Here is a 25780-nt window from a genome sequence, read left to right on the forward strand (position 1 = left end):
GCATCGGGGGTGGTTCAGAACTGGAGGGACTTGGTCTGGAGGTACTCGCCCAGGCCGTGCGAGCCGAGTTCGCGGCCGACGCCGGACTGCTTGTAGCCCCCGAACGGGGCGAGCGGGTTGAACCGGCCGCCGTTGATGTCGACCTGCCCGGTGTCCATCCGGCGGGCGAAGGCGACGGCCTCCGCGTCGTCGGCTGCCCATACGGCGCCCGCGAGCCCGTACACCGTGCCGTTGGCGATCCGGAGCGCGTCGTCCTCGTCCTCGTACTTCAGGATCGAGACGACCGGGCCGAAGATCTCCTCCTGGGCGATGGTCATCTCCGGGGTGACGTCGGCGAACACCGTGGGGCTGACGTAGTACCCGGCCGGGAGCGGGGCCTCGGGGCCACCGGCGACGAGCCGGGCGCCCTCCTCGATGCCCTTCTCGATGTAACCGCGCACCCGCGCCTGCTGCTTGGCGTTGACGACGGGGCCGACCCGCTCCCCCGGCACGTACTTGGCGACGGCTGCGGCGGCGAGGGCGACGGCCTCCTCGTAGCGCTCGCCGTCGACGAGCATCCGGGTCCAGGCGCTGCACGTCTGGCCGGAATTGGACATCACGTTGGCGACGCCCACATTGACGGCCTTGGCCAGATCGGCGGAGGGCAGGATGACGTTGGCGGACTTGCCGCCGAGCTCCAGTGCGACGCGCTTGACCGCGCCGCCCGCGGTGGCGCCGATCTGCTTCCCGACGGCGGTGGAGCCGGTGAACGAGACCAGGTCGACGTCCTCGTGCGCGGCGAGGGCCTGTCCGGCGACCGGGCCGAGACCGGTGACCAGGTTGAAGACACCGGCGGGCAGGCCGGCCTCCTCGGTGGCCTCGGCGAACAGCTGCGCGGTCAGCGGGGTGTCCTCGGCCGGCTTGAGCACGATCGTGCAGCCGGCCGCGAGTGCCGGGGCCACCTTGGCGACGATCTGGTGCAGCGGGTAGTTCCACGGGGTGATCGCCCCGACGACTCCGACGGGCTCCAGCAGAACGGTGGAGTTGCCGTGCTTCTCCTCGAAGGGGTACGAGGCGGCGAGTTCGGCGTACGAGCCGGCGACGAGGATCGGCACACCCGCATGCACCGCCTGCGACAGCGGGAGCGGTGCGCCCAGTTCGGCGGTGACGGTGGCGGCGATCTCGTCCTGGCGGGCCACCAGGACATCGCGCAGGGCGGCGATCCGTGCGGCGCGTTCGGCGGGCGGGGTGGCGGCCCAGCCGGGGAACGCGGCGCGGGCGGCCCGTATCGCGGCGTCGACGTCCTCGGCCGTTCCGGCCGGGACATGGGCGATGACCTGCTCGTCCACCGGGTTCACGACCGGGATCGTGTCCGCGCCCGCTGCGGGGCGCCACTCCCCGCCGATGTACATACCGTCGTGGGCCTTCATGGCATTTCCTTCCGGACAGGGGTACGGCCGATGTCGTCCGCACCCCAAACTAGCGGCGTTAGTTTTTGGGCGCCAGAGACGCCCGCCATGTGCGGACGGTCCGTTCACCCGAGCTCCGCCGCACGGTTCAGTAATTCACCAGTAGCGGCCTCCTCCTAAGGGCTGGCCCGTCATCCCTGGTGGATCAGCGCGCGGCGTCGGATGCGGTCCATCGCAAGGCGGAGGGGCGTCCTCATACCGGTCGTATTCGGGCGTTCCGACAACGCGGCGAGGTGCCGTAGCTGTCGTCGTGCGCCCGCCAGGAATTACGGGACAGCCCTTGGCGTCCCGGATCAGCCCGCCTCCTCCCGTACTGCCCCCGGGTCCCGGAACCGCGGCGGGTTCCCCCGTACCAGCCATGGAGGAGCACTCCGATGTATCTGCCCCGATCCCCGCGGCGCACTTCACCCTGCCGAAGGTCGCCGAGGGCGCCTTCACGCGGACGGCCGCGCCCGCCGCCCCGGTCCTGTGCGACAGCGACTACGCCGGTGCGCTGACCGTCGACGGCGACGAGACCGCAACCGTCGCGCTGCCCAACCTCGCCGACGCCTCGGGCAACAGCTGCGCGCCGGCCGCGTACTCCTGGATCAACGGCGTGTCGCCAGGACCGGTCTCACGGGCGACGAGGACGCCAGGACGATCACGCTGCCCTTCCCGGTGAAGCTGTACGGCGTCTCCTGCTCGAGCGTCGCCGTCGAGATCCGTGACGGCCGCGCCGGCGAGGTGCTGCACACCGGCGTCGCCCGGAGGCTGCGGCGGGCTCGGCAACCGGTTCACCGGACCGGAGGGCCTGGTCATGGGCAGCACCTACGCTCTGCGCACGTACGGCCCCGCTCAGGGCCCCCTGATGCGCCGCTGTCCGCGGGCTGACCGTGGCGACGATCAGCGGCTCCTGACCCGCCCCGACCGGCACGGGCCGGTCGCCACAGGCCCCCCCGAGTGCTCGATCCGGGGGGCCTGCGGCCGTGCACAGCGGCACGGATTACAGTTGCTCCCCCTATGGCCAGGACATTCACCGAGAACGAGGACTCCACCGGAGCGGCCCCTTTGCTCCGTGTGCACCTGTTCGGTGGGTTCAGGGTGAATCGTGACGGCGGTCCACCGCTCGCCGAACGCTGGCCGCGCCCCAGCGCCCGCGCCCTGGTGAAGCTGCTCGCCGTCACTCCCGGGCACAGCCTCCACCGCGAGCAGGCCATGGAGATCTGCTGGCCCGACGCCGATCCACAGGCCGCGCTCGGGAGCCTGCGGGTCGCCCTGCACGCGGCCCGCCGGGCCGTCGAACCCGAACTCGCGCCCCGGGCCGCCTCCTCCTACCTCGCCGGCGACGGCGCACTGCTGCGGCTCGACCCGCACACGGTGTGGATCGACGCCGACCACGCCGAGTCGCTCGCGGAGCGGGCCCTCGACGGCGGCACGGCGGGGGAGCTGGCCGCCGCGCTCGCCGCGTTCACCGGGGAGCTGCTGCCCGAGGACCGTTACGCCCCGTGGGCCGAGGCCCGGCGCGAGCGGCTGTCCGCGCTGTGCGACCGGGTGCGGCTCGCCCTCGCCGAAGCCCACCTCGCGGACGGCGACACGGAGTCGGCCACCGAGGTGGCGCTGCGCGCCGTGGCGGCCGCACCCGCCGAGGAGCGTGCCCACCGGGTACTGATCGACGCCTATCTGCGCCAGGGCCTGCGCCGCCAGGCCGTGCGCCAGTACCACCTGTGCCGTGAAGCGCTCGACGCAGAGCTCGGCGTGCGCCCGGGGCACGCCACCGAGCAGCTGCATCTGCTGGCCCTGGACGCGGCCACGACGGTACTTCCCGCCGCCTCCGCTCTCGTGCTTCCGGCGGCGATCCGTACCCCGCCCGGTCCGCCGCTGCGCGGCCGGATCGACGAGCTCGATGTGCTGCTGTCCGACGACGGACCGCCGGTACGGCTGATCGGCGGCGAGGCCGGGGTGGGCAAGACCCGGCTGACGGCGGAGGCGGCCCGGCGGGCGGCCGAGGACGGGACGACTGTGCTGTGGGGCGCGGGCCACGACGCCGAGGGCCACACGCCGTACGGCGCCTTCGTCGAGGCACTGGACGCCTGGATGGCCGACCGGCCGTCCGCCGAACGGGCCAGGATCGGCGGCGAGTACCCCGAACTCGCCTCGCTGCTGCCCACGTTGGGCCAGATCGATGCCGCGGCGGAACGCAGCCCGGAGGAACAGCGCGACCGGCTTTTCCGGGCGACGGCCGGGCTGCTGGGCGATCTGGCGGCCACCGCCCCGGTGCTGCTCGTGCTGGACGATCTGCACGCCGCCGACGCGGGGACGTACCAGCTGCTCAGCCATCTGGCCCGGCGGGCGGTGGCCACCGGCGCCGACTGGCGGTTCGCCGTGACGTACCGGGCCGAGGAGTTCGCGGCGGCGGACCCCCGGCGCACCGCGCTGGACGGGCTGACTCGTCAAGGACTGGCCCGCACCATGGAGTTGGGGCGGCTCGACCGTGCGCAGTGTCTGGCGATCGCGGCGGACGCGGGCGCCAGGACCGGGCTCGACCGGGTCTGGGAGCTGTCGCTGGGCAACCCCCTCTTCGCCCTGGAACTGGCCCGGACCGTCCACGAGGGCGCGAACCCCGCCGCGCTCAGCGCGCCGGAGGGCGTGCGGCAGCTGGTGGCGGCCCGGCTCGCACGGCTGGGACCGGCGGCGCGCCGGGTCGTGGAGGCCGTCTCCGTGGCGGGCGGAGGCGCCGCGCTGTCCGAGGTGCTCGACATGGCCGAGCACGGGCTCCATCCGCCCCTGTCGTCCGCCGAGGCGACGGACGCCGTGGACGCGGCGGTCGCGGCGTCGGTGGTGGCGGAGCGGACCGTGGTGGTCGGCGGCCGCCCCATGCCCGGTCTCGCGTTCCGGCATCCGCTGGTGCGGCTGACCTGCTACGACGGCCTGTCCGCCGCCCGTCGCCGGCAGCTGCACTCGGCGTATGCGGAGGCGGTGCTGCGACGCAGGCCGGACGCCGTCGACACCCTGGCCTCGCATCTGGCGCGCGCCGACGACCCCCGGGCCACCCACTATCTGCGGCAGGCGGCCGAGCGTGCGGCCGCCCTGTGCGCCAATGACACCGCGGACCGCTACTACGCCGAACTGACCGCCCGGCTCGACGCGTTGGCCTCCGACGCGGCGCAGGCCCGGATCGACCGCGCCGTCGTGCTGCGCCGGATGGCCCGCTACCAGGAGGCCGCGGCGGTGCTGCGCGAGGCACTGGACGACATGGTCCGGCGCGGCGACGAGGACGGTCAGGTGCTGGCCGCCGCCCGGCTGACCGAGGTGCTGGTGAAGTACCGCGGCACCGACGAGGGCGAGGAACTGCTGCGCACCTACCCGCCCGGTCCGCGCACCCTGCCGCTGGCCGCCGCGACCCACCATCTGGCGGCGGCGGTCCTGCGGTTCGTGACCGGCCGGTACGCGTCGGCGCACACCGCGGCCCGTATCGCGCAGGACGCCGCGGACGCCATTGCGGGCAGCGAACGCCGGGGGCTGCTGGCCCGGGCCCTGGGGATGCAGGCGACCTCGCTCGGTCTCGCGGGCCGGTTCGCGCAGGCCCGCGAGGCGGCCGATCTGGCACTGCCGCATGCCGAGGCGTACGGCGACCAGGAGTTGCTGGCCACCGTCGTCTCCGTACTGCGCGAGCATGCCCGGCGATCGGGCCGGCTCGCCGAGGCGGTGTCCTTCGGCCGGCGGGCCCAGCGGCTCGCCGAGCACACCGGCGATCCGACCGCGGTCGCCTTCGAGCGAGCCAACCTCGCGGAACTCCACTTGTTGCTACGGGAGTTCACGGAGGCGCGGGAGCATGCGGAGGCCGCGGCACGGGAGAGCGACGGGCAGCCCGCATGGTGCACCCCGTACGCGCTGGCCGCACTGGCCCGGTTCCGGATGAGGACGGACGAACCGGGCGCCGCGGAGCTGCTGGCCCGCGCCGAGGGGGTGGCCGAGGCGCAGGGCGACCGGCAGGCGGTGTACGAGGTACGGACGGCGCAGGCCGAACTCCTGGTGCGTACGGGCCGCCCGCGGGAGGCTCTGGCACTGCCGGCCGACGGCAGCGGTCCCGGCTCGGCCGCACTGCTGGCGTGGGCGGAGCTGCTGTCGGGACGCCCCGAGCGCGCGGCGCGGCTGGCGGCGGACGAGGCCGCCCGCGCCGAAACGGCCGGCGAGCAGCTCTCGTCGACCGATGCCCGTACGGTTCACGCGGCGGCCCTCGCGACGCTGGGCCGGGCGCGGGAGGCACATGAGGAGTTCGGCCGGGCCGCCGCCCTCGCCGCGGAACTCCCGTATCCGGCAGGGGCGTTCGCGGTGGAGCGGGCCGCCGGGGCGGACTGGACCAGCCGTCCGGGATTCCCCGGCTGACCTTCGGCACCGGCGGCCTCGCCGGTCAGGCGAGCTCCGCGGCCTCCGCACCCGGACGCTCGAACTGGGTGCGGTACAACTCCTCGTACCGGCCGCCGGCCGCGAGGAGTTCCTCGTGCGTGCCCCGCTCCGCGATCTGCCCGTTCTCCACGACGAGGATGAGATCCGCCGTCCGTACGGTGGAGAGCCGGTGGGCGATCACCACCGCGGTGCGTCCCTGGAGGGCTTCGGCCAGCGCCTCCTGGACGGCCGCCTCGGAGGTGTTGTCCAGATGGGCGGTGGCCTCGTCGAGGATGACGACGCGCTGGCGGGCCAGCAGCAGCCGGGCGATGGTGAGCCGCTGGCGTTCGCCGCCGGAGAGCCGGTAGCCGCGTTCACCGACGACGGTGTCGAGGCCGTCGGGCAGTGCGGCGACCAGGCCGTCCAGCCGCGAGCGGCGCAGTGCGTCCCAGAGGTCCTCCTCGGTGGCTCCCGGACGGGCGAGGAGGAGGTTGGCGCGGACCGACTCGTGGAAGAGGTGGCCGTCCTGGGTGACCATGCCGAGCGTGTCGCGCAGGGTGTCGGCGGTCAGGTCGCGTACGTCGATGCCGCCGACGCGTACGGAACCCTCGTCCGTGTCGTACAGCCGGGGCAGCAGCTGGGCGATGGTCGACTTGCCCGCGCCGGACGATCCGACCAGGGCCACCGTCTGGCCGGGTTCGGCGCGGAAGGAGATCCCGCGCAGCACTTCGGTGCCGCCCCGGGTGTCCAGGGTGGCGACGTCCTCGAGCGAGGCGAGGGAGACCTTGTCCGCGGACGGGTAGCCGAAGCGCACGTTGTCGAACTCCACGGACACCGGCCCGTCCGGAACCGCCCGTGCATCCGGCTTCTGCTCGATGAGCGGCTTGAGGTCGAGGACCTCGAAGACCCTCTCGAAGCTGACGAGCGCGCTCATCACCTCGACGCGTGCTCCGGCGAGAGCGGTGAGGGGTGCGTACAGCCGGGTCAGCAGAAGGGCGAGAGCGACGACCGCTCCGGCGTCCAGCCGGCCGCGCAGCGTGTAGTACCCGCCGAGCCCGTAGACCAGGGCGAGCGCCAGCGCCGACACCAGCGTGAGCGCCGTGATGAACGCGGACTGGGCCATGGCCGTGCGGACCCCGATGTCCCGTACGCGACCCGCCCTGGCGGCGAATTCGGCGGACTCGTCGGCGGGCCGGCCGAAGAGTTTGACCAGGGTCGCGCCGGGCGCGGAGAAGCGCTCGGTCATCCGGGTCCCCATCGCGGCGTTATGGGCCGCGGCTTCGCGCTGGAGTCTCGCCATCCGCGTTCCCATCCGGCGTGCGGGCAGCACGAACACCGGCAGCAGGACCAGCGCGAGTACGGTGATCTGCCAGGAGATGCTGAGCATCACGCCGAGGGTGAGCAGCAGGGTGACCACGTTGCTGACGACGCCCGAGAGGGTGTTGCTGAAGGCGCGCTGGGCCCCGATGACGTCGTTGTTGAGACGGCTGACGAGCGCGCCGGTGCGGGTACGGGTGAAGAACGCGATCGGCATGCGCTGCACATGGTCGAAGACGGCGGTCCGCAGGTCGAGGATCAGCCCTTCGCCGAGGGTCGCCGACAGCCAGCGGCCGGCCAGCCCGAGTCCCGCCTCCGCGACGGCGATCACGGCGATGAGCACGGCCAGCCGCGTGACGGTCCCCGCCTCCTTGCCGGTCACGATCGCGTTCACGACGCTCCCGGCAAGGACGGGGGTGGCGACCGCGAGCAGCGCGGTCGCCACGCTCAGCGCCAGGAACACGGCGACCCGGCGCCGGTGCGGGCGGGCGAACGCGGCGATGCGCCGCAGGGTGGTGCGGTCGAAGGGGCGGCGGTCCTGCTGCGCGGTCATGACGTTGTGGAGCTGCGTCCACGCGGTGGCTTCCATGCTCATGGAAGGAACGTACGACCTCCAGCGGACTTGAGGTCAATCGCCCTGGTCCGCGCGGACCGGTCCTGCGGAGACGGGCTACACGTCGAGGCCCGGAATGTCCCTGGGCAGGGGGCAGATCCGGCGGCCGTAGTGGTCGAAGACGTACAGATGCGCGAGGTCGACAAGGAGCGGGACCTGCCCGCCGATGCGCAGCCGCATGTCGGGACCGGTACGGACGACGAGGTCGCTGGACGTGATCGCGGGTCGGTCGGGGCTGCGGGTGGCGGGCTGCTCGAAGTCGGGGGCCCGATCGTCGAGGGTGACGACGGGGCCGCTGATGTGGCCGGTGGCGCGCTCCCTCAGCCGTTCCAGTACGCCGACTCCACCACCTGATCCGCCACCGGCGGCGCGGCGGCGGCGCGGGACGGCGCGGCCCGGGCGGGCCGATTCGAGGTCGGGCACCACGGCGGGCTGTGACCCCGTGTTGAGGTGGACCAGCGCTTCGTGGCCCTGGTACTCGACGTGCTCGACGATGCCGCTCAGTGCGACCTCGCCGGGGCGGGCCTGGCTGGGCGCGGCGATTCTGGCCGCCTCCGAGCGCAGTCCGACGATGATCTGGCGGCCCTGCTGGATGCGGAGCAACTGGTGGTCGGGGCTGAGCGGTTCGGGCAGCGGCAGCCGCTGGCGGCCGAGGTCGATCGACATGCGCCCTTCGAGGGGGGCGTGGACGACGGCCTGGAGGAGGTTGATGCGCGGGGTGCCGATGAACGCGGCGACGAAGACGTTCTCCGGCAGGGCGTAGACCTCGCGCGGCGGGCTGACCTGCTGGAGCCGTCCGCCCCGCATCACGGCGACCCGGTCGCCGAGGGACATCGCCTCGGACTGATCATGCGTCACATAGACGGTAGTGACGCCCAACTCCCTTGTGAGCTGCGATATTTCGGCCCGCAGATGGTTGCGCAGCTTCGCGTCGAGGTTGGAGAGCGGCTCGTCCATCAGGAACGCGGAGGGCTGGCGCGAGATGGCCCGTCCCATGGCGACGCGCTGGCGCTCACCGCCGGAGAGCTGACCGGGATAGCGGTCGAGGACGCTTTCGATGCCGAGCAGCCTGGCCGTGCTCTCGATGCGCTCACTGTTGTCCTGGCGCGGGTTCTCCAGCTTCAACGGAAAACCGATGTTGGCCCGGTTGGTCATGGTCGGGTAGAGCGCAAAGTTCTGGAAGACCATGGCCATACCGCGTTCGCGGGGCTCTATGTCGTTGGCCGGTTCACCGTCGAGCAGGAGCTCGCCCTCGGTGATCTCCTCCAGGCCGGCGATCATGCGGAGCACGGTCGACTTGCCGCACCCCGACGGGCCGAGCAGGACGACGAATTCGCCGGGGTCGATGGAGAGCGAGAAGCGGTCGACGGCACGTGGGGACCGTCCGTACGCCTTGCTGACGTTGTGCAGGGAGATCGCGCGAGTCATGTGGTTCCGCCCGGGTGGATGGTGAAGTGGCGCGGTGGGGAGCGGGGCTGCAGTGCGCTGAAATTAGCCCACCGGCCGGTGTGGTGGGAATGACTCGTGCAAAGGTTGTGCAGTACCGGGGTGGATGAGCGGGAAGTGTTAAGCGCGATTCCGGTTCAACGAGGGATTTCCCGTCCGTGATCCGGACACGACCGGGGCCGCGCCGGCCGTACGGCCACGTCCTCCGCGTGCCCCGAGCCCCGCCGCCGCGAGGAGGAGCGCACCCAGCATCACGAACGGCGCGGCGGTGCCCGCCACTCCGGCGATCGCGCCGGCGGAGGCGGGGGCCGCGACCTGTCCGAGCCGGTTGCCGGTGAGCCGGAGGGCGAGCGCGGTGGAACGGGCCTCCGCCGGGGCCGCCTGGACGACGGTGGTCATCGACAGCGGCTGGCCGACGCCGAGACAGAAGCCGAGCACGGCCAGCATCGTGGCGAGCGCCCAGACGGGGACCGGCAGGGCGATGCCCGCGCAGAGCAGACCGGCCAGCAGACAGGTCGCGGTGAGCAGCGCCGTACGGCCCAGGACGCGCAGCATCGGCGTCATCACCAGGCGGCAGGCGATGGTGGCGGCGGCCCGCAGGCTGAGCAGCAGGCCGATGGTGGCGGGGGCGATGGACCGGTGCTCGCCGACGACGGGCAGATAGGCCGTGAGGATGTCGGTCGCGGAGAGCACGGCGAGGCTGATGAAGATGCCGGCCGGAACACCGCGGGTACGCAGGATGCTGCCGACGGGCACCTTGCCGGCCCGGGCGGCCGCGCGGGCGCCCGGCGCGGTGCGGTGTTCGATGCGCCAGAGCGAGACGAACGACGCGGCGGCGACGGCCGCCGAGACGACCAGGGCGAGTGCGCTCGTACGGGCCAGGGCACCGTCCCGCTCGGAGATGACGTACCCCGCGGCGATCGGTCCGATGAGCTGGCCGAGGGAGGCGCCGATGGTGAAGTGGCCGAAGTTGCGGTCCTGTTCGGCCGTGGAGGACTGCCGCGCGACGATCGACTGGGCGCCGATGACGAAGCAGAGATGGCCGAGCCCCATCACACCGCTCCACGCCGCGATCGCCGGGAGGGAGCCCGACGTGCCGCTGAGGGCGCAGCCGCCCGCGATCAGGACGACACCGAGGGGCAGCAGAGGAGCGCACCTGCCGTGGTCCGTCCGGCGTCCGAGCGGGACGGCGGCGAAGAGCGGGAGAAGCGCGTACACCCCGGTGATCACGCCGATGGCGCGCTCGTCAGCGCCGAGCGAGAGAGCCCGGTAGGAGACGGCGGGCCGCGCCATCGACACCGCCCCCTGCGCGAAGGCGAAGGCGATGACGAGGCGCAGCAGCCAGCTCCTGCCGGGCTCGGTCGTGTCGGCCATGATCAGATGATGCCGAAGAGGAGGCCGGCGCAGAGCACCACCAGGGAGGTGACCGCGGCCCATTTGACGGTGAACCTGGTGTGGTCGCCGAATTCGACCTTCGCCATGCCGACGAGCACGTAGACGGCGGGGACCAGCGGGGACGACATGTGCAGCGGCTGGCCGACCAGGGAGGCGCGGGCGATCTCCAGCGGGGAGACACCGTGGGCGGCGCCGGCCTCGGCGAGCACCGGGACGACGCCGAAGTAGAAGCCGTCGTTGGACATGAAGTAGGTGAGCGGGATGCTCAGGATGCCGGTGACGAGCGCCATGTGCGGGCCCATGCCGTCCGGGATCGCGCCGACGAGCCAGTCCGCCATGTGCTCGACCATGCCCGTGCCGGAGAGCACGCCGGTGAAGACTGCGGCGGCGAAGACCATGCCGGAGACGTTGAGGACGTTGTCGGCATGGGCCGCGATGCGGGCCCGCTGGTCGGACATGTGGGGGAAGTTGACGGTAAGGGCGAGCGCGGCACCGAGCAGGAAGAGCACCGGGATCGGCATCAGTTCCATGATCATCGCGGTGAGGAGGACGACGGTGAGCCCGGCGTTGAACCAGTAGAGCCCGGGCCGCAGGGTGGCACGGTTCGGGTCGAGGCCCTTGAAGCCCTCGTCGTCGTCCGCGTCGCGGTGGGCCGCTGCCTCGGGCTCGGCGTCCGTGCCCGTACCGGCTCCGCCGGAGGTCTTGCGGGTACGGTCGCTGTCGCCGGCCGCGCCGCCCGCACCGACGAGGACCGTCTCGGGCTCCTGGGCCACTGCCTCGTCGAGGGTGAGGAAGCCCAGCCGCTTGCGCTCGCGCCGGCCGAGGACGACCGCCAGGAGGATGACCGCGAGCAGTCCGACGCCGAGCGCCGGGATCATCGGCACGAAGATGTCGCCCGCGTCCAGCTTGAGCGCCGTGGCGGCGCGGGCGGTGGGGCCGCCCCAGGGCAGCGTGTTCATCACGCCGTTGGCCGTGGCGGCGACACCGGTCATCACGACCAGGCTCATCTTGAGGCGCTTGTAAAGCGGGTACATCGCCGAGACGGTGATCATGAAGGTGGTGGAGCCGTCGCCGTCCAGCGAGACGATCGCGGCGAGAACCGCCGTACCGACGACGATCCGCATCGGGTCGGCCTTGCAGAAGCGCAGAATGCCCCGGACGATCGGGTCGAAGAGACCGACATCGATCATCACACCGAAGTAGACGATGGCGAACATCAGCATCGCGGCGGTCGGCGCGAGGTTGCCCACGCCGTCGATCACGTAGTCGCCGAGCTTGGCACCCTCCCCGACGGCGACACAGAAGAGTGCGGGAATCAGGACCAGCGCCGCGATCGGCGACATCTTCTTCATCATGATCAGGACCAGAAAGGTCGCAATCATGGCAAAGCCGAGGATTGTCAGCATGTGGGATACCTATCGTTCACCCTTGAACTCCCACCGGAGTCGGCGGTCCGGATGACGTTAGGTCGCACCTCGCAGCGTTAACAAGACGTTGACATGTGAGCAATACGAGCAAAACCCCAGGTCAGTGACTTGGTGCGGCACACGCGGCCACCGCGACGGGGATGCCGTTGAGAACGGCGGTGCCGGACAGCGGGTCGAGCAGGGTGCCGTCGAGGAGCTGGTTGACGTTGACGCCGGGGGCGGCGGAAGCGACGGACATCCGGGTGCCGGGCCGGTCGTGTCCCCATCCGTGCGGGAGGCTCACCACACCGGCCCGTACGCCCTCGGTGATCTCCACGGGTGCGGTCACTGCGCCGCCGACCGCGGTGATCGTGGCGGCGGCGCCGTCCGCGAGGCCCAGCCGGGCCGCGTCGGCCGGGTGCACCTGGAGGGTGCAGACGTTCGTACCGCCGCCCAGCGCGGCGACGTTGTGCATCCAGCTGTTGTTGGAGCGCAGATGGCGACGGCCGACGAGGACGAGCGAGTCGGGTCCCGGCCGGTCGGCGAGGGCGCTGCGGAGCCTCGGCAGGTCGGCGGCGATCGGCGCGGGAAGGAGTTCGATGCGTCCGCTGCGGGTGGCCAGGACCTGCGGGATGCGGGGCCGGAGCGGGCCGAGGTCGATGCCGTGCGGGTGGGCGAGCAGCCGGTCCAGGGTCAGGCCGTCGGGGTCGGCGCCGAAGCCTTCGCCGTACGGGCCGAGGCGGAGCATCAGGTCGAGCCGGCGTTCCGGTCCGGTGCGGCCGGTGAGCGCGGCGGACAGTTCGGCGGGGGCTCGGCCGTAAACGGGTGAGAGCGGATCGGCGACGGCCTTGGACAGCACCCGGTCGACGATCATCGCGTCGACGGCGGACGCGTCCGTTCCGTGCATCCCGGTGACGGCGAGGACGAGCCGCGCGAGGATCTCGCTCTCGTCCATCAGGCCGTCGTCGAGCGGGACGGCGGGACGGGTGTAGCGGACCTGGTTGCGCACGGCGAGCGCGTTGAACGCGAAGTCGAAGTGGGCGCTCTGCGAGGGCGGCGGCGGAGGCAGCACCACATGGGCGTGGCGCGAGGTCTCGTTGAGGTAGGGGTCGACGCTCACCATGAAGTCCAGCTCGTCGAGCGCCCGGTCCAGGCGGTCGCCGTCGGGTGCGGAGAGTACGGGGTTGGCGGCCAGGACGATCAGGGCGCGGATCCGCCCCTCCCCCGGGGTCTCGATCTCCTCGGCCAGGGCGGCGAGGGGCAGTTCACCCTTGGCCTCGGGGTGTCCGGAGACCCGGCTCGCCCACCGTCCGAGAGTGAAGCCCTTGCCGGGAGCTGCGGGCCGGGGAGCGCGGGAGGTGGCGGAGAGCGGGAAGAGGGCGCCACCGGGGCGGTCGAGGTTGCCGGTGAGGATGTTGAGGACGTCGACGAGCCAGCTGGCCAGGGTGCCGTGCGCGACGGTGGAACTGCCGATGCGCCCGTAGACGGCGGCAGCGGGGGCGGCGGCCAGCTCCCGGGCGATCGTACGGATGGTCGCTGCGTCCACGTCACACGCCCCGGCAACCGCCTCTGGCGTGAACCCCCGTACTGCTTCGGCTACTTCGTCGATTCCTTCGAGATGGCCGGTGAGCGCGCCGGGGTCGGTGAGCTTCTCCTCGAAGAGCACATGGGTGAGTGCCGCGAGCAGGAGGGCGTCGGTGCCGGGGCGGATGGCGACATGCCGGTCTGCGAGGCGGGCGGTACGGGTGCGGCGCGGGTCGACGACGGTGAGGGTGCCGCCACGGCGCCGCAGCGCCTTGAGTCTGCCGGGGAAGTCGGGGGCCGTGCAGAGACTGCCGTTGGATTCCAGCGGGTTGGCGCCGAGGAGCAGCAGATGACCGGTGCGGTCGAGGTCCGGCACCGCGATGGCGTTCGGGTCACCGAAGAGCAGTCCGCTGGAGACGTGCTTGGGCATCTGGTCGAGGGTGCTCGCGGTGAAGAAGGCCCGGGTGCGGAGCGCGGCGAGGAGGGCGGGCGGGTAGAGCGCGCCGGCCATGGTGTGGACGTTCGGGTTGCCGAGGACGAGCCCGACGGCCTGCTGCCCATGCTGCGCGGTCAGTGCGGGCAGCACGGCGGCGATCGCGTCGAACGCCTCGCTCCAACTGGCCTCCTGCAGCACGCCGTTCCTGCGGACGAGCGGGGTGCGGAGCCGGTCCGGGTCTGCGTCCAGCCCGCCGAAGGAGGCGCCCTTGGGGCAGATGAAGCCCCGGCTGAGGATGTCGTCCCGGTCGCCGCGGGCGCCGGTGACCCGTGTCCCCTCGATGGTGAGGGTGAGTCCGCAGGTGGCCTCGCACAGGGGGCAGACGCGCAGGGCGGTGCGGCACTCGCCGGAACTGCTGCTGGAGTCGTGCGGCATGGGCCCTCCCCGGGGCGGCAACGGCGGTGGCACGCGAGCATGGGCAAGCGGGGCTGAGCATACCGACCGGTACGCATGGTGGGGAGGTGTTGTCGCGGCGATGTTGCCGGGCAGGGGCCCGCCCGGTGCGGGAGAAGCGGGGTGCGATGCGGTGACGTACGCGTGGGACGAGGCGTCGCGCGGGGTCCGGTTCAGTCCAGGACCCGGGCCAGGTACGCCTGGATCAGGACGCGCGTCTCGCCGACGATCGCCTGATCGCCCGACGGGTCCGTGCGGAAGGCAAGTCGCAGGAGCGCATCGGCGGCTTCGACGCAGACCAGGATCGACCGGAGCAGATCCTCGTCAGGGGTGAGCCCCAGATGGCCGGAGAGCAGTTGGGCGAGCCGGTCCGCGACCCGGTGGTTGGCGTCGGAGGCCGGGTCGTCCACGGGGGCCGGAGCGCCGAAGTCGACGAGGGCGAAGCCGGGGACGGAGCGCTTCATCTCCAGGTATTCGTCGAGCACGGCGTCGATGGCGCTGCGCCAGTCGGCGGCCGGGATGGCGGCCAGGCGGCCGGTGATGCGCTCCGCGTAGCTGTCCAGGTTGCGCAGGGCCAGGGCGTCGGCGAGGGCACGCTTGTTGGAGAAGAACCGGTAGACGGATCCGATCGGGACTTCCGCGCGGGCGGCGACGGCCCGGGTGGAAAGCAGCTCGTAACCGGTCTCGTCGAGGAGTTCCGCGCACGCGTCGAGTATCCGGGCGAGGCGTTCGGCGCTGCGCTGCTGCACGGGGGCACGGCGGAGGTTCTTATTCGCATGGGGCACGGGCTCCATGATGCCGTGGCTCTCCTCTGCGGGAGGGGCGGGTGCGCGCCTGCGGTCAGACGAGGAGCAGGGTCAGCCCGCCGATGGTGTACGCGATCATCAGGGCCAGCAGGGGGAGTTGCCCTGCGACGGCGCGGGCGGGCGGGAAGAGGCGGACGGACCGGTCGTGGGCGGCGACCACACCGAGGACGTGCCCGATGACGATCGCGGCGACCTGGAGCGTGGCGACGCCGCCGGGGGCCAGGGGCGGTTCGGGCGCGACCGCGTTGTCGGTGCCGAGTGCCGTCATGACCGTACGTGGCCCTTCGGTGACGAAGAGTGTGAAGTAGTGGGCGACGAGATAGCCGAGGGCGATCGGGACGAGCGAGTGCGCGAAGGCCGTGAGGGGGTGGCGGAGTTGACCGGAGATCAGCCGGGTGGCACCGGCGCAGAGGGCATACAGGGTGGCGACGAGGGCGACGGCGGCGAGCAGTCCGAGAGTGGCTGCCGTGGTGCGGCCCAGGGGTGAGGTCTGGACGGTGGTGATCCACGAGGGGGCGTCGGCGAAGCCGTCGTAGGCGGTGGAGCCGAGCATGACGCAGACGGTGGCGACAAGACCGGCGGTCTGCGGGACGGCGTCGAGTCCGTTGAGCGGGGAGCGCAGGACGAGTCGGCGGTCGGCGGGCCGGCGGCCGAGGGGCGAGAGTCGGGCGAGCAGACCGGAGTAGACCTCGAAGGCGTCGGCCTGGTCGAACCAGCGGGCGCCGTGGCGGGCGGCGCCCGCGAGGTGGACCACACCGTGGAGCACGAAGAAGAGGAGGAGGGCGGTGGACGACGCGGGATCGGGGGCGACGAGTTCGAGCCAGGCGAAGGCGAGGAGTCCGGCCGCGGCGGGCCAGAGACCGAGGTGTGCGGGGAGGGGGCACCCCGCGGCCGGGTTCCGGCCGAGCGCGCGGCAGACGAGCAGGTGGAGCGTGCGCAGGGGGTTGAGGAGTCGCCAGACGGGACCGAGGAGGAGCGAGGCGGGGACGAGCCCGACCCAGAGGAGCACATGGACGGCGCCGGGGGCCGGGTTGCGCTCCGGCCCGTCCGGCCCGAGAAGGAGGTGGAGGAGGACGAACAGGGCGGCGGCCAGGCCGAGAACGCGCGCGGCCACACGGGTGGGGCGGGCATCGGCAAGGCGCTGGAGGGCGACCGGGATCGGGTGGCCCGCCCGGTCGCCGCGGAACCGGGAGTCGGACCAGAGCAGGCCGAGCGCGAGAAAGGAGACGAAGAGGGCGGCGAAGGCACCGGCGAAAGCGTAGAAGGGGGACAGTGGCAGGTCGTGCCGGGAGCCGATGCCGTGCGCGAGGACGCTCACCGCACGACGAGCTGGGTCAGAAGCAGATCGGACTCATGGGTCTCGACCTCGAAGAGTCCGGTGCGGTCGGCGGTGAGGGTGAGGGCGGTGGTCCGCCCGGCGGGCAGACGCGCTTCCTTGTCGTAGCCGTGGACGTGGAGGGTGTCCGCGCGGTCGGTGCGGATGCGCAACTCGATGCGCTGCCCCTTCTTGAGCTCGGTGCGGCCGGGGGCGGGGCTGACCTTGCCGTGCGAGATGACGATCTCCAGAGTCCGGTCGGGACGGGGCTCGGCGGGTGTGCCGGAAGCGGTGGCGGTGAGTGGGGTGGTGGCCTGAATCGGTGTGGAGTGCACGGCCCAGGCGGTGTGGTCGTCGGCGTACAGCCGGGCCGTGAGGGTACGGCCGCCGCCCGCGGCGCGGACCAGGGAGCTGGGGAGGTGGTACCAGAGGCCGTACAGCCGGGCCAGTGGGTGACCGTCGAGGAGGAGTCGGGCGTGGCCGCGTCCGAGGAGCGCCGCGCCGCCGACGCTGTCCGGGGTGAACCTGAAGTTCTGTACGGAGAGATGGACGTTCCATCCGTCCTCGGAGTCCGGCCGTACGGCGACGGTCACCGCGGGGGCGCCCTCGGCGTCGATCTGGCGGAGCCGGTGGCCGGATCCGTCGTCGGCGGTGAGGAGCCGGCCGACGCTGCCGACGGCCTGTTCATGACTGGTGCCGGGCCGGTGGTGGGTGGTCGCACGTCCGCCGCAGGCACTCGCACCGAACGCGAGGGTGCCCGCGGTGAGGGCGGCGACGGTGATGCGGAGGAAAGCCGTGCGCGTGTGGAGCCGCAGGGGGCTGGGGGACCGCTTCATGACCGTCCCCCATCCGGCCCGGAATCCGCCGATCCGGACCGTGCACCCGCACCGGCCCCCGTCTCGCCGCCGTCCTGTGTGCCCGCCGCATCGGCGTCCGCGTCCGGCCCCCGGTCCGCGCCCACTCCGGCCGTCCGTTCGGCGTGCCGCGCCGAGGCCGCCACCGCCCACACCACCCAGACGACGCCGACGAGGCCGCGTACCCAGGCCGGGCCGACCGGGATCCACGGGATCATCAGGACGGCCTTGTCGAAGGCGTCGAGCAGGGTCAGGACGCCCAGCACCATCGTGGTCCAGCCCAGTCCGGGCCGCTCGCCGCGCAGCACGAGCCCGATGCCGGTCCACCACGCCCCGGTCAGCAGCAGCGCCACCGCGGGCAGATAGGAGGAGGCGAGGCCCGTCGTCGCACCGGCCACATCCAGCCCGAGGCCAATCGCGCCGAGCAGCGTGGCCGCCGTGGCGAGCCGGCTGTGCCGCAGGCGGCGCCACCACAGCACCCCGCCGACCAGCACGAGCACCAGGGCGGCAGCCAGCGCGATCTGTACCTCGATGCGCTCGATGCCGCGCGCGCCGTACCAGTCGCAGCCGGACGGCAGCCGCCGCGCCTGCACGTTGTAGTCGGCACAGACCAGCAGCTGGGCGATTTTGACCGGTTCACCCACGAGTCGATCGGTGCGGCCCGAGACCGCGCCGCGTGCCGCCCCGCACTCGGGCAGCGAGCGCGGTGTGGACGGTCCGGTGTCCGACTGCCAGCAGTTGCCGTCGCCCTGGCCGTCCCACCACACATCGGCGCCGTTGGGCCGGGAGCGGCGCGCCTTGTCCGTGCCGAGGTGGTTGCCCGCGTACCGGTTGTGGTGCGAGGTGTCGGTCTGTTTCGCCAGGGCGTCCTCGCCGCGGATGAAGGCGGGGACGGCGCTCAGGAAGAAGGCGGCGCGCCGCTGTCCGTAGATCCAGTTGTTCTCGTAGATGTTCCAGTTGCCGCCCGCGGTGATGATGCCGGTGCCCGGCGGCATGGAAATCTGCGGGCAGACGACGCCGTCCTCGTAGCCTCGCTCCACAGGCGGTTTGGCGCAGGTGCCGTCGGCGACGTACGGGTAGTAGTCGGCGTTGTTGTCGTGGATCAGGTTGCGTTCGAAGCGCGCGTGGTTCTGTGGGAGTCCCGGGTGCCCCGGGAAGGCGCTGTCCATCGAGGCGCCGCCCATGTTGTGGTCGAACTCGTTGTCGTGGACGTGGACGGAGTCGCCCGCGGTGCCGGAGTAGCCGACCATGTTGTGGTGGCTGCGGCAGCCGGTGATCTCGATCGAGTAGCGCGGCACGTCGTAGCCGTATCCGTCGTTGATGTCCGACGCGCTGCCGGGATAGATGCCGGAGTCGCCGTTGCCGTACGACTCGCAGTTCTTGTACAGCCCGTGGTCACTGGCGAAGGTGAGGAAGCCGTACTCGTCGTTCCACCGGGTGAGGACGTCGTCGATGACGAAGCCGTCCTGCGCGAGCACGTACAGCGAGTTGAACGTGGTGCGCTGGGCGGTGAAATTCTTGAAGTAGATGCCGTCGGAGCCGTCCGCGCGGATCGCATTGAGCTTCTGGTACTTGGCGTCGATGACGACGTCGGTGCGCTCGGCCCCGGTCCCCTCGATCTGGAGCTGCTTCTTGCCGAGGATCGCCACCAGGTTCTGGTTGTGCGGACACTGCTTCTGCTGTGCGTACGACAGGATCTGGTAGCCGAGCTGCGAGTCGGGCGCCTTGAGCCTCGCGCACTCCCCCGTCGGCCCGGGCAGCGAGGGCTCCTCCTCGTACAGGCCGGGCAGGATCGCGATGTTCATGCCGGGCCTGGCGACCTTGTCGACGGCCTGTTGCAGATGCCGGTAGCCGGACTTCCGGCACCGCTCGAAGAGTTCGAGGTTGCGGGCCCGGAGCTTGGCCGGGAAGCCGGATATCCGTCGTTCGAAGTCGGCCCGGTCACTCTTGCAGACCAGCAGATCGGGCTCGCCGGTGCGGTGGACGGGGACGCTTCCGGAACCGTCGGGGAGGGTGACCGGCCGTTCCTCGTGCGCCTGGGCGGCCGGGGCCGCGAGGAGTGCGGCGGCCAACGCCACCAGGACCACCAGAAGTCTTCGTGTCCACGACATGTGCGGGAGAGTAGAGCAATGTTCAGCTTTTGGAACCCCCCTGTGCGCGGCGGACCAGGAGATTTCCGGCACGAACCCGTCAGGAATCCACGGCGCGCCGCCGCCCCGCCCCGTTGACGTGCCACGATCTGATTCCTACGGTGGTCCATAGGATTTCTTCGGCACCGGGAGCGCGGCATGGGCGGCACCAGCGGCATCGAGCAGGCGAGGAAGACGGCGGAAGCGCTTGCGCACTCCGCGGGTTTCGGCAACGAGCACAGCTCCGAGGCGGTTCCCGGGGCGTTGCCGCACGGCCGCAACTCGCCGCAGCGCGCGCCCCTCGGGCTCTACGCCGAGCAGCTGAGCGGTTCGGCCTTCACCGAACCGCGCGCCCACAACCGCCGTTCGTGGCTCTACCGGATCCGCCCCTCGGCCGCCCACCCGCCGTTCGTCCGGATCGACAACGGCGCGGTGCGTACCGCCCCCTTCACCGAATCCGTCCCCGATCCGAACCGGCTGCGCTGGGACCCGCTCCCCGAACCCGCTCCCGGAACGGACTTCCTGGCAGGCCTGTGGACGCTCGGCGGCAACGGCGACGTCACCCAGCGCACCGGCATGGCGGTGCACCTCTACCACGCCAACACGGCCATGACGGACCGGGTGTTCAGCGACTCCGACGGCGAACTGCTGATCGTCCCGGAGCGCGGCGGCCTGCTGCTCCGTACCGAACTGGGCCTGCTGCGCGCCGAGCCCGGCCACATCGCGCTGATCCCCCGCGGCGTCCGCTTCCGCGTGGAACTCCTCGACGACTCCGCCCGCGGCTATGTCTGCGAGAACTACGGCCGGCCGTTCGCCCTCCCCGACCTCGGGCCGATCGGCGCCAACGGCCTTGCCAACGCCCGGGACTTCCTCGCCCCCGTCGCGGCGTACGAGGACGAGGACGGCCCCGTCCAGGTGGTCAACAAGTTCTGCGGCAACCTCTGGTCCGCGACGTACGACCATTCGCCGCTCGATGTCGTCGCCTGGCACGGCAACCACACCCCGTACGTCTACGACCTGCACCGCTTCAATGTCATCGGCTCCATCAGCTACGACCACCCCGATCCGTCGATCTTCACGGTGCTGACCTCGCCGTCCGACACCCCCGGTCTGGCCGGTGTGGACTTCGTCGTCTTCGCGCCACGCTGGCTGGTCGGCGAGGACACGTTCCGGCCGCCGTACTTCCACCGCAATGTGATGAGCGAGTACATGGGGCTGATCGAGGGCGCGTACGACGCGAAGACGGCAGGCAAGGGCGGCTTCGTGCCGGGCGGCGGCTCGCTCCACAACATGATGTCGGCGCACGGCCCGGACCGGGAGACCTTCGACCGGGCGAGCGCGGCGGAGCTTAAGCCGCAGAGGATCGACGACGGTCTTGCCTTCATGTTCGAGACCCGCTGGCCGGTCACGGCGACCGGGCAGGCGGCAACCGCCGACCATCTGCAGCGCGGGTACGACGACGTGTGGCAGGGTCTCGAACGCAACTTCCGGCCATAGGCGAAGCCCGCCCTTTCCGGCCCCCGCTCGTCGCGTCCGCAGTGTCGCAGTACGGAGAGTCCAGGTGACCCAGGTGCCTCAACTGCCCCAGACGCCCCAGGTGACGGCCTTCGCCCCCGACTCGCTGGTGCTGAACCGCAAACTGCCGCTGTGGTACCAGGTCTCGCAGTCCCTGCGTGCCTCCATACTCGGCCGCACCCAGGACGCCTCGCTGCGGTTGCCGACCGAGGCACAGCTGGCCGCGCACTACGGCGTCAGCGTCCTCACGATGCGGCAGGCGCTCAAGGAACTGGAGACGGAGGGGCTGATCAGCCGCCACCGACGGCGCGGCACCTTCATCGAGCCGCGCGCCCGGCGGGTCTCACCGGTGCGGCTGCTCGGCTCCGTCGATGCGATCGTCGCCCAGCAGTCGGGCGAGCGGACCACGGTGCTCGACCACGGTCCGCTGGCGCTGCCGGGCGATCTCGCGGAGTACTTCCCGGACTGCACGGAGGTGATGGGCTACCGGCGGCTGCGCTGCGACGGCGACAGCGGCGAGCCCACCAACTGGGCGGAGAACGCCGTGCATCCCGAGGTCGCGGCCCGGCTCGATGCCGCCGATCTCGAACGGTGGCCGATGACCAAGGTGCTGCGCGACCGCGTCGGTGTGCGGATCGCGCGGATCACGGACACCGTCGAGGCGCGGCTCGCCGACCCCGCGACCGCCGAGCTCCTCCGGGTGCCGCTGCTGAGCCCGATCCTGTTCTACACGGGGGTGACGTACGACGAGAACGGCCGGGTGGTCGATGTGGCACAGATCCGGTACCGGGGGGACCGGTTCTCGTTCTCGGTGACGGTGGAGGCCCACTGACCGACCGCCCTCGCGCTGCGCCGTTACGATGCCGGGGCGGGCAGACGTGGCGACGGGGAGGACGACACGGTGGCAGCACGGGCAGGCGCCGGAGCCGGCGGGGACGACGACATCCCGCTGCTCGACGACCTCATGCCATGGTCGGTACGGCCCCTGCGCACCGGGCGCCCCTGGGTGAGCGCCCCGGATGCCGGTTCTCTCAGGGCCCGTTGGGATCGGCTGGTCCGCGCCGAAGGCGCCGAGCGGGACCGGCTGTTCCGTCCCACCCGGTCCCGCACGCCGCAGACCGCGGTCGGCGCGCTGCCCGGCCGGGCCACCTCCACCGGCCGTTTCGCCCGGGAGTCCGGGCCGTGTCCGGAGCCGGTGCGGATCCTGCACGGCCCGTTCGACGAGCAGTGGCTGATCCCTGACCACCGGCTGATCGACACCGCCCGCCCCGAGCTGTGGCGGGTCGCCGACGGGCAGCAGCTCTTCGCCGTCGAGCACGGGTACGTACCGCAGGACACCGGACCCGCCCTGTCCGTGACGGCGCTGCTGCCCGACGGGCACTCCCCGGCCGGCCGCCCCGGCCGGATCCGGCCGCTCTACCGGCGGCCCGGTGGACGGGAACCCAATCTGGCGCCCGGTCTGCTCGGGCTGCTGCGTGCCCGGCACGGGGACGCGGTCACCGCGGAGTCCGTGCTGGCGTGGATCGTCGCGGCGGCCCGCCACTCCCCCGCCGGCTGTACGGTGCCGCTGCCCGCCGACACCGCGCGCTGGTCGGCCGGGGTGGAGCTCGGCAGGGAGCTCATACGGCTGCAGCTGCGCGGCGCCCGCGGCGGGGAACGCCCACGGCTGCCCGGTGGGCGGCGCCCCTACGTGCGGGCCGCCGTGCCGGCCGTGCCGGGCACGCTGGAGTACGACCCCGATGACGAGGCGCTCCTGCTGGGCACGGGGCGCATCTCGCCCGTGCCGCCGGGGGCCTGGGAGTTCCGGGTGGGCGGGGTGCGGATGCTGGAGCTGTGGTTCGAGCGGCGGGCAGCAGCGGACGGGGAGGACGGTCTGGAAGCCATCCGGCCCCGGGGCTGGCCCCAGGAGTGGACCTCGGAGCTGCTGGAACTGATCACCGTACTGGCGCTGCTCGCCGAACTCCGGCCCCGGCAGCAGGCGTTGACCGAGGGCCCGCAGCTCACCACCGGTGACCTGCGGGCGGCCCGTGTGCTGCCGGTCGCGGCGACGGCCCGGCGGCCCGCGTCGGTGCTCGACCACCAGGAAGAGGGCCCGGACGGGCAGTTCGCACTGCTCTGACGCGCCTCAGGGAGTCAGGACGCGGATCGCTCGAACGAGTCCAGCACCCGGTCGAGTGCCCGGTCGAACGCCCCGTCCAGATCGATCGGCCCGGAATCCTCGGCGAACCCGGCCGCCATCCGCGGGTACTTCCCGGTCGTGATCTGGCTGAGCAGATAGCCGGTGCGGACGGCGTGCTCCTGCGCCTCCGACCAGGGCAGCGACCGGCTGCGCTCCGCCGTGGCGATCTCGTTGGACATGTAGGTGGTGACCATGCCGTTCACCATGGCGATGAGCTCCATCTTCTCGCCGAACCGCGCATCGAGACCGTCCAGGCAGCTCAGCGCGTACTCCAGGTACCGCAGCGCGTTCGGCGAGAAGCCGTAGACGGGTGACATCAGCCGCGGCACCCACGTGTGGCGGCGCATCAGCTCGCGAGTCTGGTGGGCGAGTGCCACGAGGTCGGCGCGCCAGTCCCCCGAAGGATGCTCCGGCAGCTCGTACCCGGCGCTGACCCGGTCGACCATGAGCTCGTACAGGTCCTCCTTGCGTGGCACGTAGTTGTACAGCGACATCGTGCCGCAGCCGAGCTCCGCCGCCACCTTGCGCATGGACACCGCGTCGACGCCCTCCGCATCGGCGATGCCGACGGCGGCATCCGCGATGTCGGCACGGCTGAACGCGGGCTTCGGGCCACGGCCCGCACGCTCGGGGCGCGCCCAGATCACTTCGGGTACAGCGGGTCGCCCCACCATCGATCATCACCTCGCTCCCCATCCTAGTTACGTACACCGTACGTAGTGCGATACGGTGGGCCGCATGACAACTACGTACGCTGTACTTAGTGAAGGTCTGGAGAAGCATTACGGCCGTGTCCACGCGCTGCGCGGACTCGATCTCGCTGTCGCCGAGGGCAGCGTCTGCGGAATCCTGGGACCGAACGGCGCGGGCAAGACCACCGCTGTCCGGGTGCTCACCACATTGACGGCCCCGGACGGCGGCAGCGCCAGGGTCGCGGGGCACGACGTGGTGCGCGAGGCGGGCTCGGTACGCGCGGCGATCGGCGTCACCGGGCAGAACGCCTCGGTCGACGGCGAGCTCACCGGCCGGCAGAACCTGCGGCTCTTCGCCAAGCTCCTGCGGTTCCGCGGCGAGGCCGCGCGCATGCGCGCCGACGAGCTCCTGGAACGCTTCGAGCTGACCGACGCCGCCGACCGCCCGGCCCGCACCTACTCGGGCGGCATGCACCGCCGCCTCGACCTCGCCGCCAGCCTGCTCACCCGGCCGAGGGTGCTCTTCCTGGACGAGCCGACCACCGGACTCGACCCGCACAGCCGCAACCAGATCTGGGCGGCGGTACGCGAGCTGGCCGGCCGGGGTACGACCGTCCTGCTCACCACGCAGTATCTGGAGGAGGCCGATCAGCTGGCCGACGACATCGTGCTGATCGACCGGGGCCGGACCGCCCACCGCGGCACCCCCGCCGAGCTGAAGGCCCTCATCGGTTCGTACGCCGAGGTGGTCGTCCCCCAGGTGTCGGCGCTGATCCCGGCGGCGGCCGTCCTCGACCAGCTCACCGGCGCCGAACCGGTGCTCGACCACGAGCGCCGCACCGTGGGCGCCGTCGCGACCGACACCACGCTCACCCTCCCCCGTATCGTCCGCGAACTCGACGCGGCCGGCGTACCGCTGATCGACGCGAGCCTGCGCCCGCCGACGCTCGACGAGGTCTTCCTCCGCCTGACCGGCCGCGGCGACGGCCGCACCTCCCCGCCCCTGAAGGAGACGGCAGCATGAGCAGCACCGTACTGGCACATGAGCAGCGCACCGGACCCGCCACCAGCACCCCGGTCGCCGACACCCTGGCCGTGCTGGGCCGCCATCTGCAGCGGATCAAAGCCGCCCCGGGCGTGGTGATCCTGACCCAGACCATGCCGATCACGATGCTGCTGTTCTTCGGCTACGTGTTCGGCAGCGCCCTGGCCATGCCCGGCCAGGAGTACCGCGCCTTCCTGGTGCCGGGTCTGCTCGCGGCAACGGCGGCCAACGGCATCATGACCGGGATGTTCCAGTCCGCGCAGGACTGCCACCGCGGGGTGATGGACCGGTTCCGCACACTGCCGATGAGCCGGCCCGCCGTACCCTTCGGCCAGACCGCCGCCGATCTGCTGACCACGGCCATCGGCATGGTCCCGCTGATCCTGGTCGGGATCGCGGTCGGCTGGCGGATCGAGGGCGGCGCGCCGGCCGCCCTGGGCGCCTTCGGGCTGCTGCTGCTCCTCCGGTTCGCCACATCGTGGATGGGCTGCTGGCTGGGCCTGCTGATCCGCAACGAGGAGGCGGCCGGCCAACTGGGCAGCGCCACGTTCATCCTGCCCCTGCTGTCCAGTGCCTACATCCCGACCGACAACCTGCCGGACTGGCTGCGGACGGTCGCGGAGTGGAACCCGATCAGCGCCATGGCCGCCGCCACCCGCGACCTGTTCGGCAATGCGTCACCGCCCGCCGGTGCCGCCTGGCCGGTCACCCACCCGGTGGCGGGCACGCTCGCCTGGTCGGCGGTGCTGCTCGCGGTCTTCGTTCCACTGACCGTACGGCGCCATGCGCGCGGCGGCGAGTGATCCGGGCCGGCAGCGGCGGCCCTGGGGACCCCCCGCTGC

Annotated in this window: 18 protein-coding genes; 7 read left to right on the plus strand and 11 right to left on the minus strand. The window is 72.2% G+C overall.

Annotated features, from left to right (window positions below; all coding sequences use genetic code 11):
* Nucleotides 1–14: 14 nt before the first annotated feature.
* The gene (locus LRD69_RS05030; protein WP_277325337.1) at nt 15–1409 is read right to left on the minus strand and encodes an aldehyde dehydrogenase family protein; all 1395 of its coding nucleotides are present in this window, start codon (nt 1407–1409) and stop codon (nt 15–17) included.
* A gap of 397 nt (nt 1410–1806) precedes the next feature.
* Here LRD69_RS05030 and LRD69_RS05035 point away from each other — a divergent pair, with 397 nt between their 5' ends.
* The gene (locus LRD69_RS05035; protein ID WP_277325338.1) at nt 1807–2109 is read left to right on the plus strand and encodes a hypothetical protein; all 303 of its coding nucleotides are present in this window, start codon (nt 1807–1809) and stop codon (nt 2107–2109) included.
* A gap of 338 nt (nt 2110–2447) precedes the next feature.
* On the plus strand, nt 2448–5813 hold the full coding sequence (locus tag LRD69_RS05040; RefSeq protein ID WP_277325339.1) for an AAA family ATPase: 3366 nt from the start codon (nt 2448–2450) through the stop codon (nt 5811–5813).
* A gap of 25 nt (nt 5814–5838) precedes the next feature.
* Here the strand turns inward: LRD69_RS05040 and LRD69_RS05045 are convergent, their stop codons facing one another.
* From LRD69_RS05045 to LRD69_RS05085, 9 genes are all read right to left on the minus strand, one after another.
* Nucleotides 5839–7725, minus strand: coding sequence for an ABC transporter ATP-binding protein (locus LRD69_RS05045; RefSeq protein ID WP_277325340.1), 1887 nt, complete (start codon nt 7723–7725; stop codon nt 5839–5841).
* 75 nt (nt 7726–7800) lie between these two features.
* Complete coding sequence (locus tag LRD69_RS05050; protein WP_277325341.1) at nt 7801–9171, minus strand: ABC transporter ATP-binding protein; 1371 nt, start codon at nt 9169–9171, stop codon at nt 7801–7803.
* 138 nt (nt 9172–9309) lie between these two features.
* A complete protein-coding gene (locus LRD69_RS05055) occupies nt 9310–10563 on the minus strand; it encodes an MFS transporter (RefSeq protein ID WP_277325342.1) in 1254 nt (417 codons plus the stop codon).
* Between the two features lie 2 nt (nt 10564–10565).
* A complete protein-coding gene (locus LRD69_RS05060) occupies nt 10566–11990 on the minus strand; it encodes a citrate:proton symporter (RefSeq protein ID WP_277325343.1) in 1425 nt (474 codons plus the stop codon).
* Between the two features lie 121 nt (nt 11991–12111).
* Nucleotides 12112–14385: a molybdopterin-dependent oxidoreductase gene (locus tag LRD69_RS05065; protein WP_277325344.1), complete on the minus strand. Its 2274-nt coding sequence runs from the start codon at nt 14383–14385 to the stop codon at nt 12112–12114.
* A 191-nt stretch (nt 14386–14576) separates the two neighbouring features.
* Nucleotides 14577–15197: a TetR/AcrR family transcriptional regulator gene (locus LRD69_RS05070; protein WP_277325345.1), complete on the minus strand. Its 621-nt coding sequence runs from the start codon at nt 15195–15197 to the stop codon at nt 14577–14579.
* A gap of 46 nt (nt 15198–15243) precedes the next feature.
* On the minus strand, nt 15244–16527 hold the full coding sequence (locus LRD69_RS05075; protein ID WP_277325346.1) for a hypothetical protein: 1284 nt from the start codon (nt 16525–16527) through the stop codon (nt 15244–15246).
* Entirely contained in the window at nt 16524–17360 is an 837-nt protein-coding gene (locus tag LRD69_RS05080) for a hypothetical protein (RefSeq protein ID WP_277325347.1), read from the minus strand. Before LRD69_RS05080 ends, LRD69_RS05075 begins: the two co-directional genes overlap by 4 nt.
* Nucleotides 17357–19489, minus strand: a complete 2133-nt coding sequence (locus LRD69_RS05085) for a right-handed parallel beta-helix repeat-containing protein (RefSeq protein ID WP_277325348.1) — start codon at nt 19487–19489, stop codon at nt 17357–17359. The genes LRD69_RS05080 and LRD69_RS05085 overlap by 4 nt, the downstream gene beginning before the upstream one ends.
* Nucleotides 19490–19666: 177 nt before the next feature.
* Here LRD69_RS05085 and hmgA point away from each other — a divergent pair, with 177 nt between their 5' ends.
* From hmgA to LRD69_RS05100, 3 genes are all read left to right on the plus strand, one after another.
* Nucleotides 19667–21004 carry a homogentisate 1,2-dioxygenase gene (gene hmgA, locus LRD69_RS05090; RefSeq protein WP_277325349.1) on the plus strand — a complete coding sequence of 446 codons (1338 nt, stop codon included), beginning with the start codon at nt 19667–19669 and terminating at the stop codon, nt 21002–21004.
* 64 nt (nt 21005–21068) lie between these two features.
* On the plus strand, nt 21069–21854 hold the full coding sequence (locus LRD69_RS05095) for a GntR family transcriptional regulator (RefSeq protein ID WP_277325350.1): 786 nt from the start codon (nt 21069–21071) through the stop codon (nt 21852–21854).
* Nucleotides 21855–21923: 69 nt separating this feature from the next.
* Nucleotides 21924–23141 (plus strand): type ISP restriction/modification enzyme, encoded by a 1218-nt coding sequence (locus LRD69_RS05100; protein ID WP_277325351.1) that lies wholly within the window; start codon nt 21924–21926, stop codon nt 23139–23141.
* Nucleotides 23142–23155: 14 nt separating this feature from the next.
* Here LRD69_RS05100 and LRD69_RS05105 read toward each other — a convergent pair whose 3' ends face one another.
* A complete protein-coding gene (locus LRD69_RS05105) occupies nt 23156–23875 on the minus strand; it encodes a TetR/AcrR family transcriptional regulator (RefSeq protein ID WP_277325352.1) in 720 nt (239 codons plus the stop codon).
* Between the two features lie 64 nt (nt 23876–23939).
* Between LRD69_RS05105 and LRD69_RS05110 the strand changes: the two genes are divergently transcribed.
* Nucleotides 23940–24917, plus strand: coding sequence for an ATP-binding cassette domain-containing protein (locus tag LRD69_RS05110; protein ID WP_277325353.1), 978 nt, complete (start codon nt 23940–23942; stop codon nt 24915–24917).
* Nucleotides 24914–25741, plus strand: a complete 828-nt coding sequence (locus LRD69_RS05115; protein ID WP_277325354.1) for an ABC transporter permease — start codon at nt 24914–24916, stop codon at nt 25739–25741. The genes LRD69_RS05110 and LRD69_RS05115 overlap by 4 nt, the downstream gene beginning before the upstream one ends.
* The last annotated feature ends 39 nt before the right edge of the window (nt 25742–25780 follow it).

It is taken from the genome of Streptomyces sp. JH14 (assembly GCF_029428675.1).
Taxonomy (GTDB): domain Bacteria; phylum Actinomycetota; class Actinomycetes; order Streptomycetales; family Streptomycetaceae; genus Streptomyces.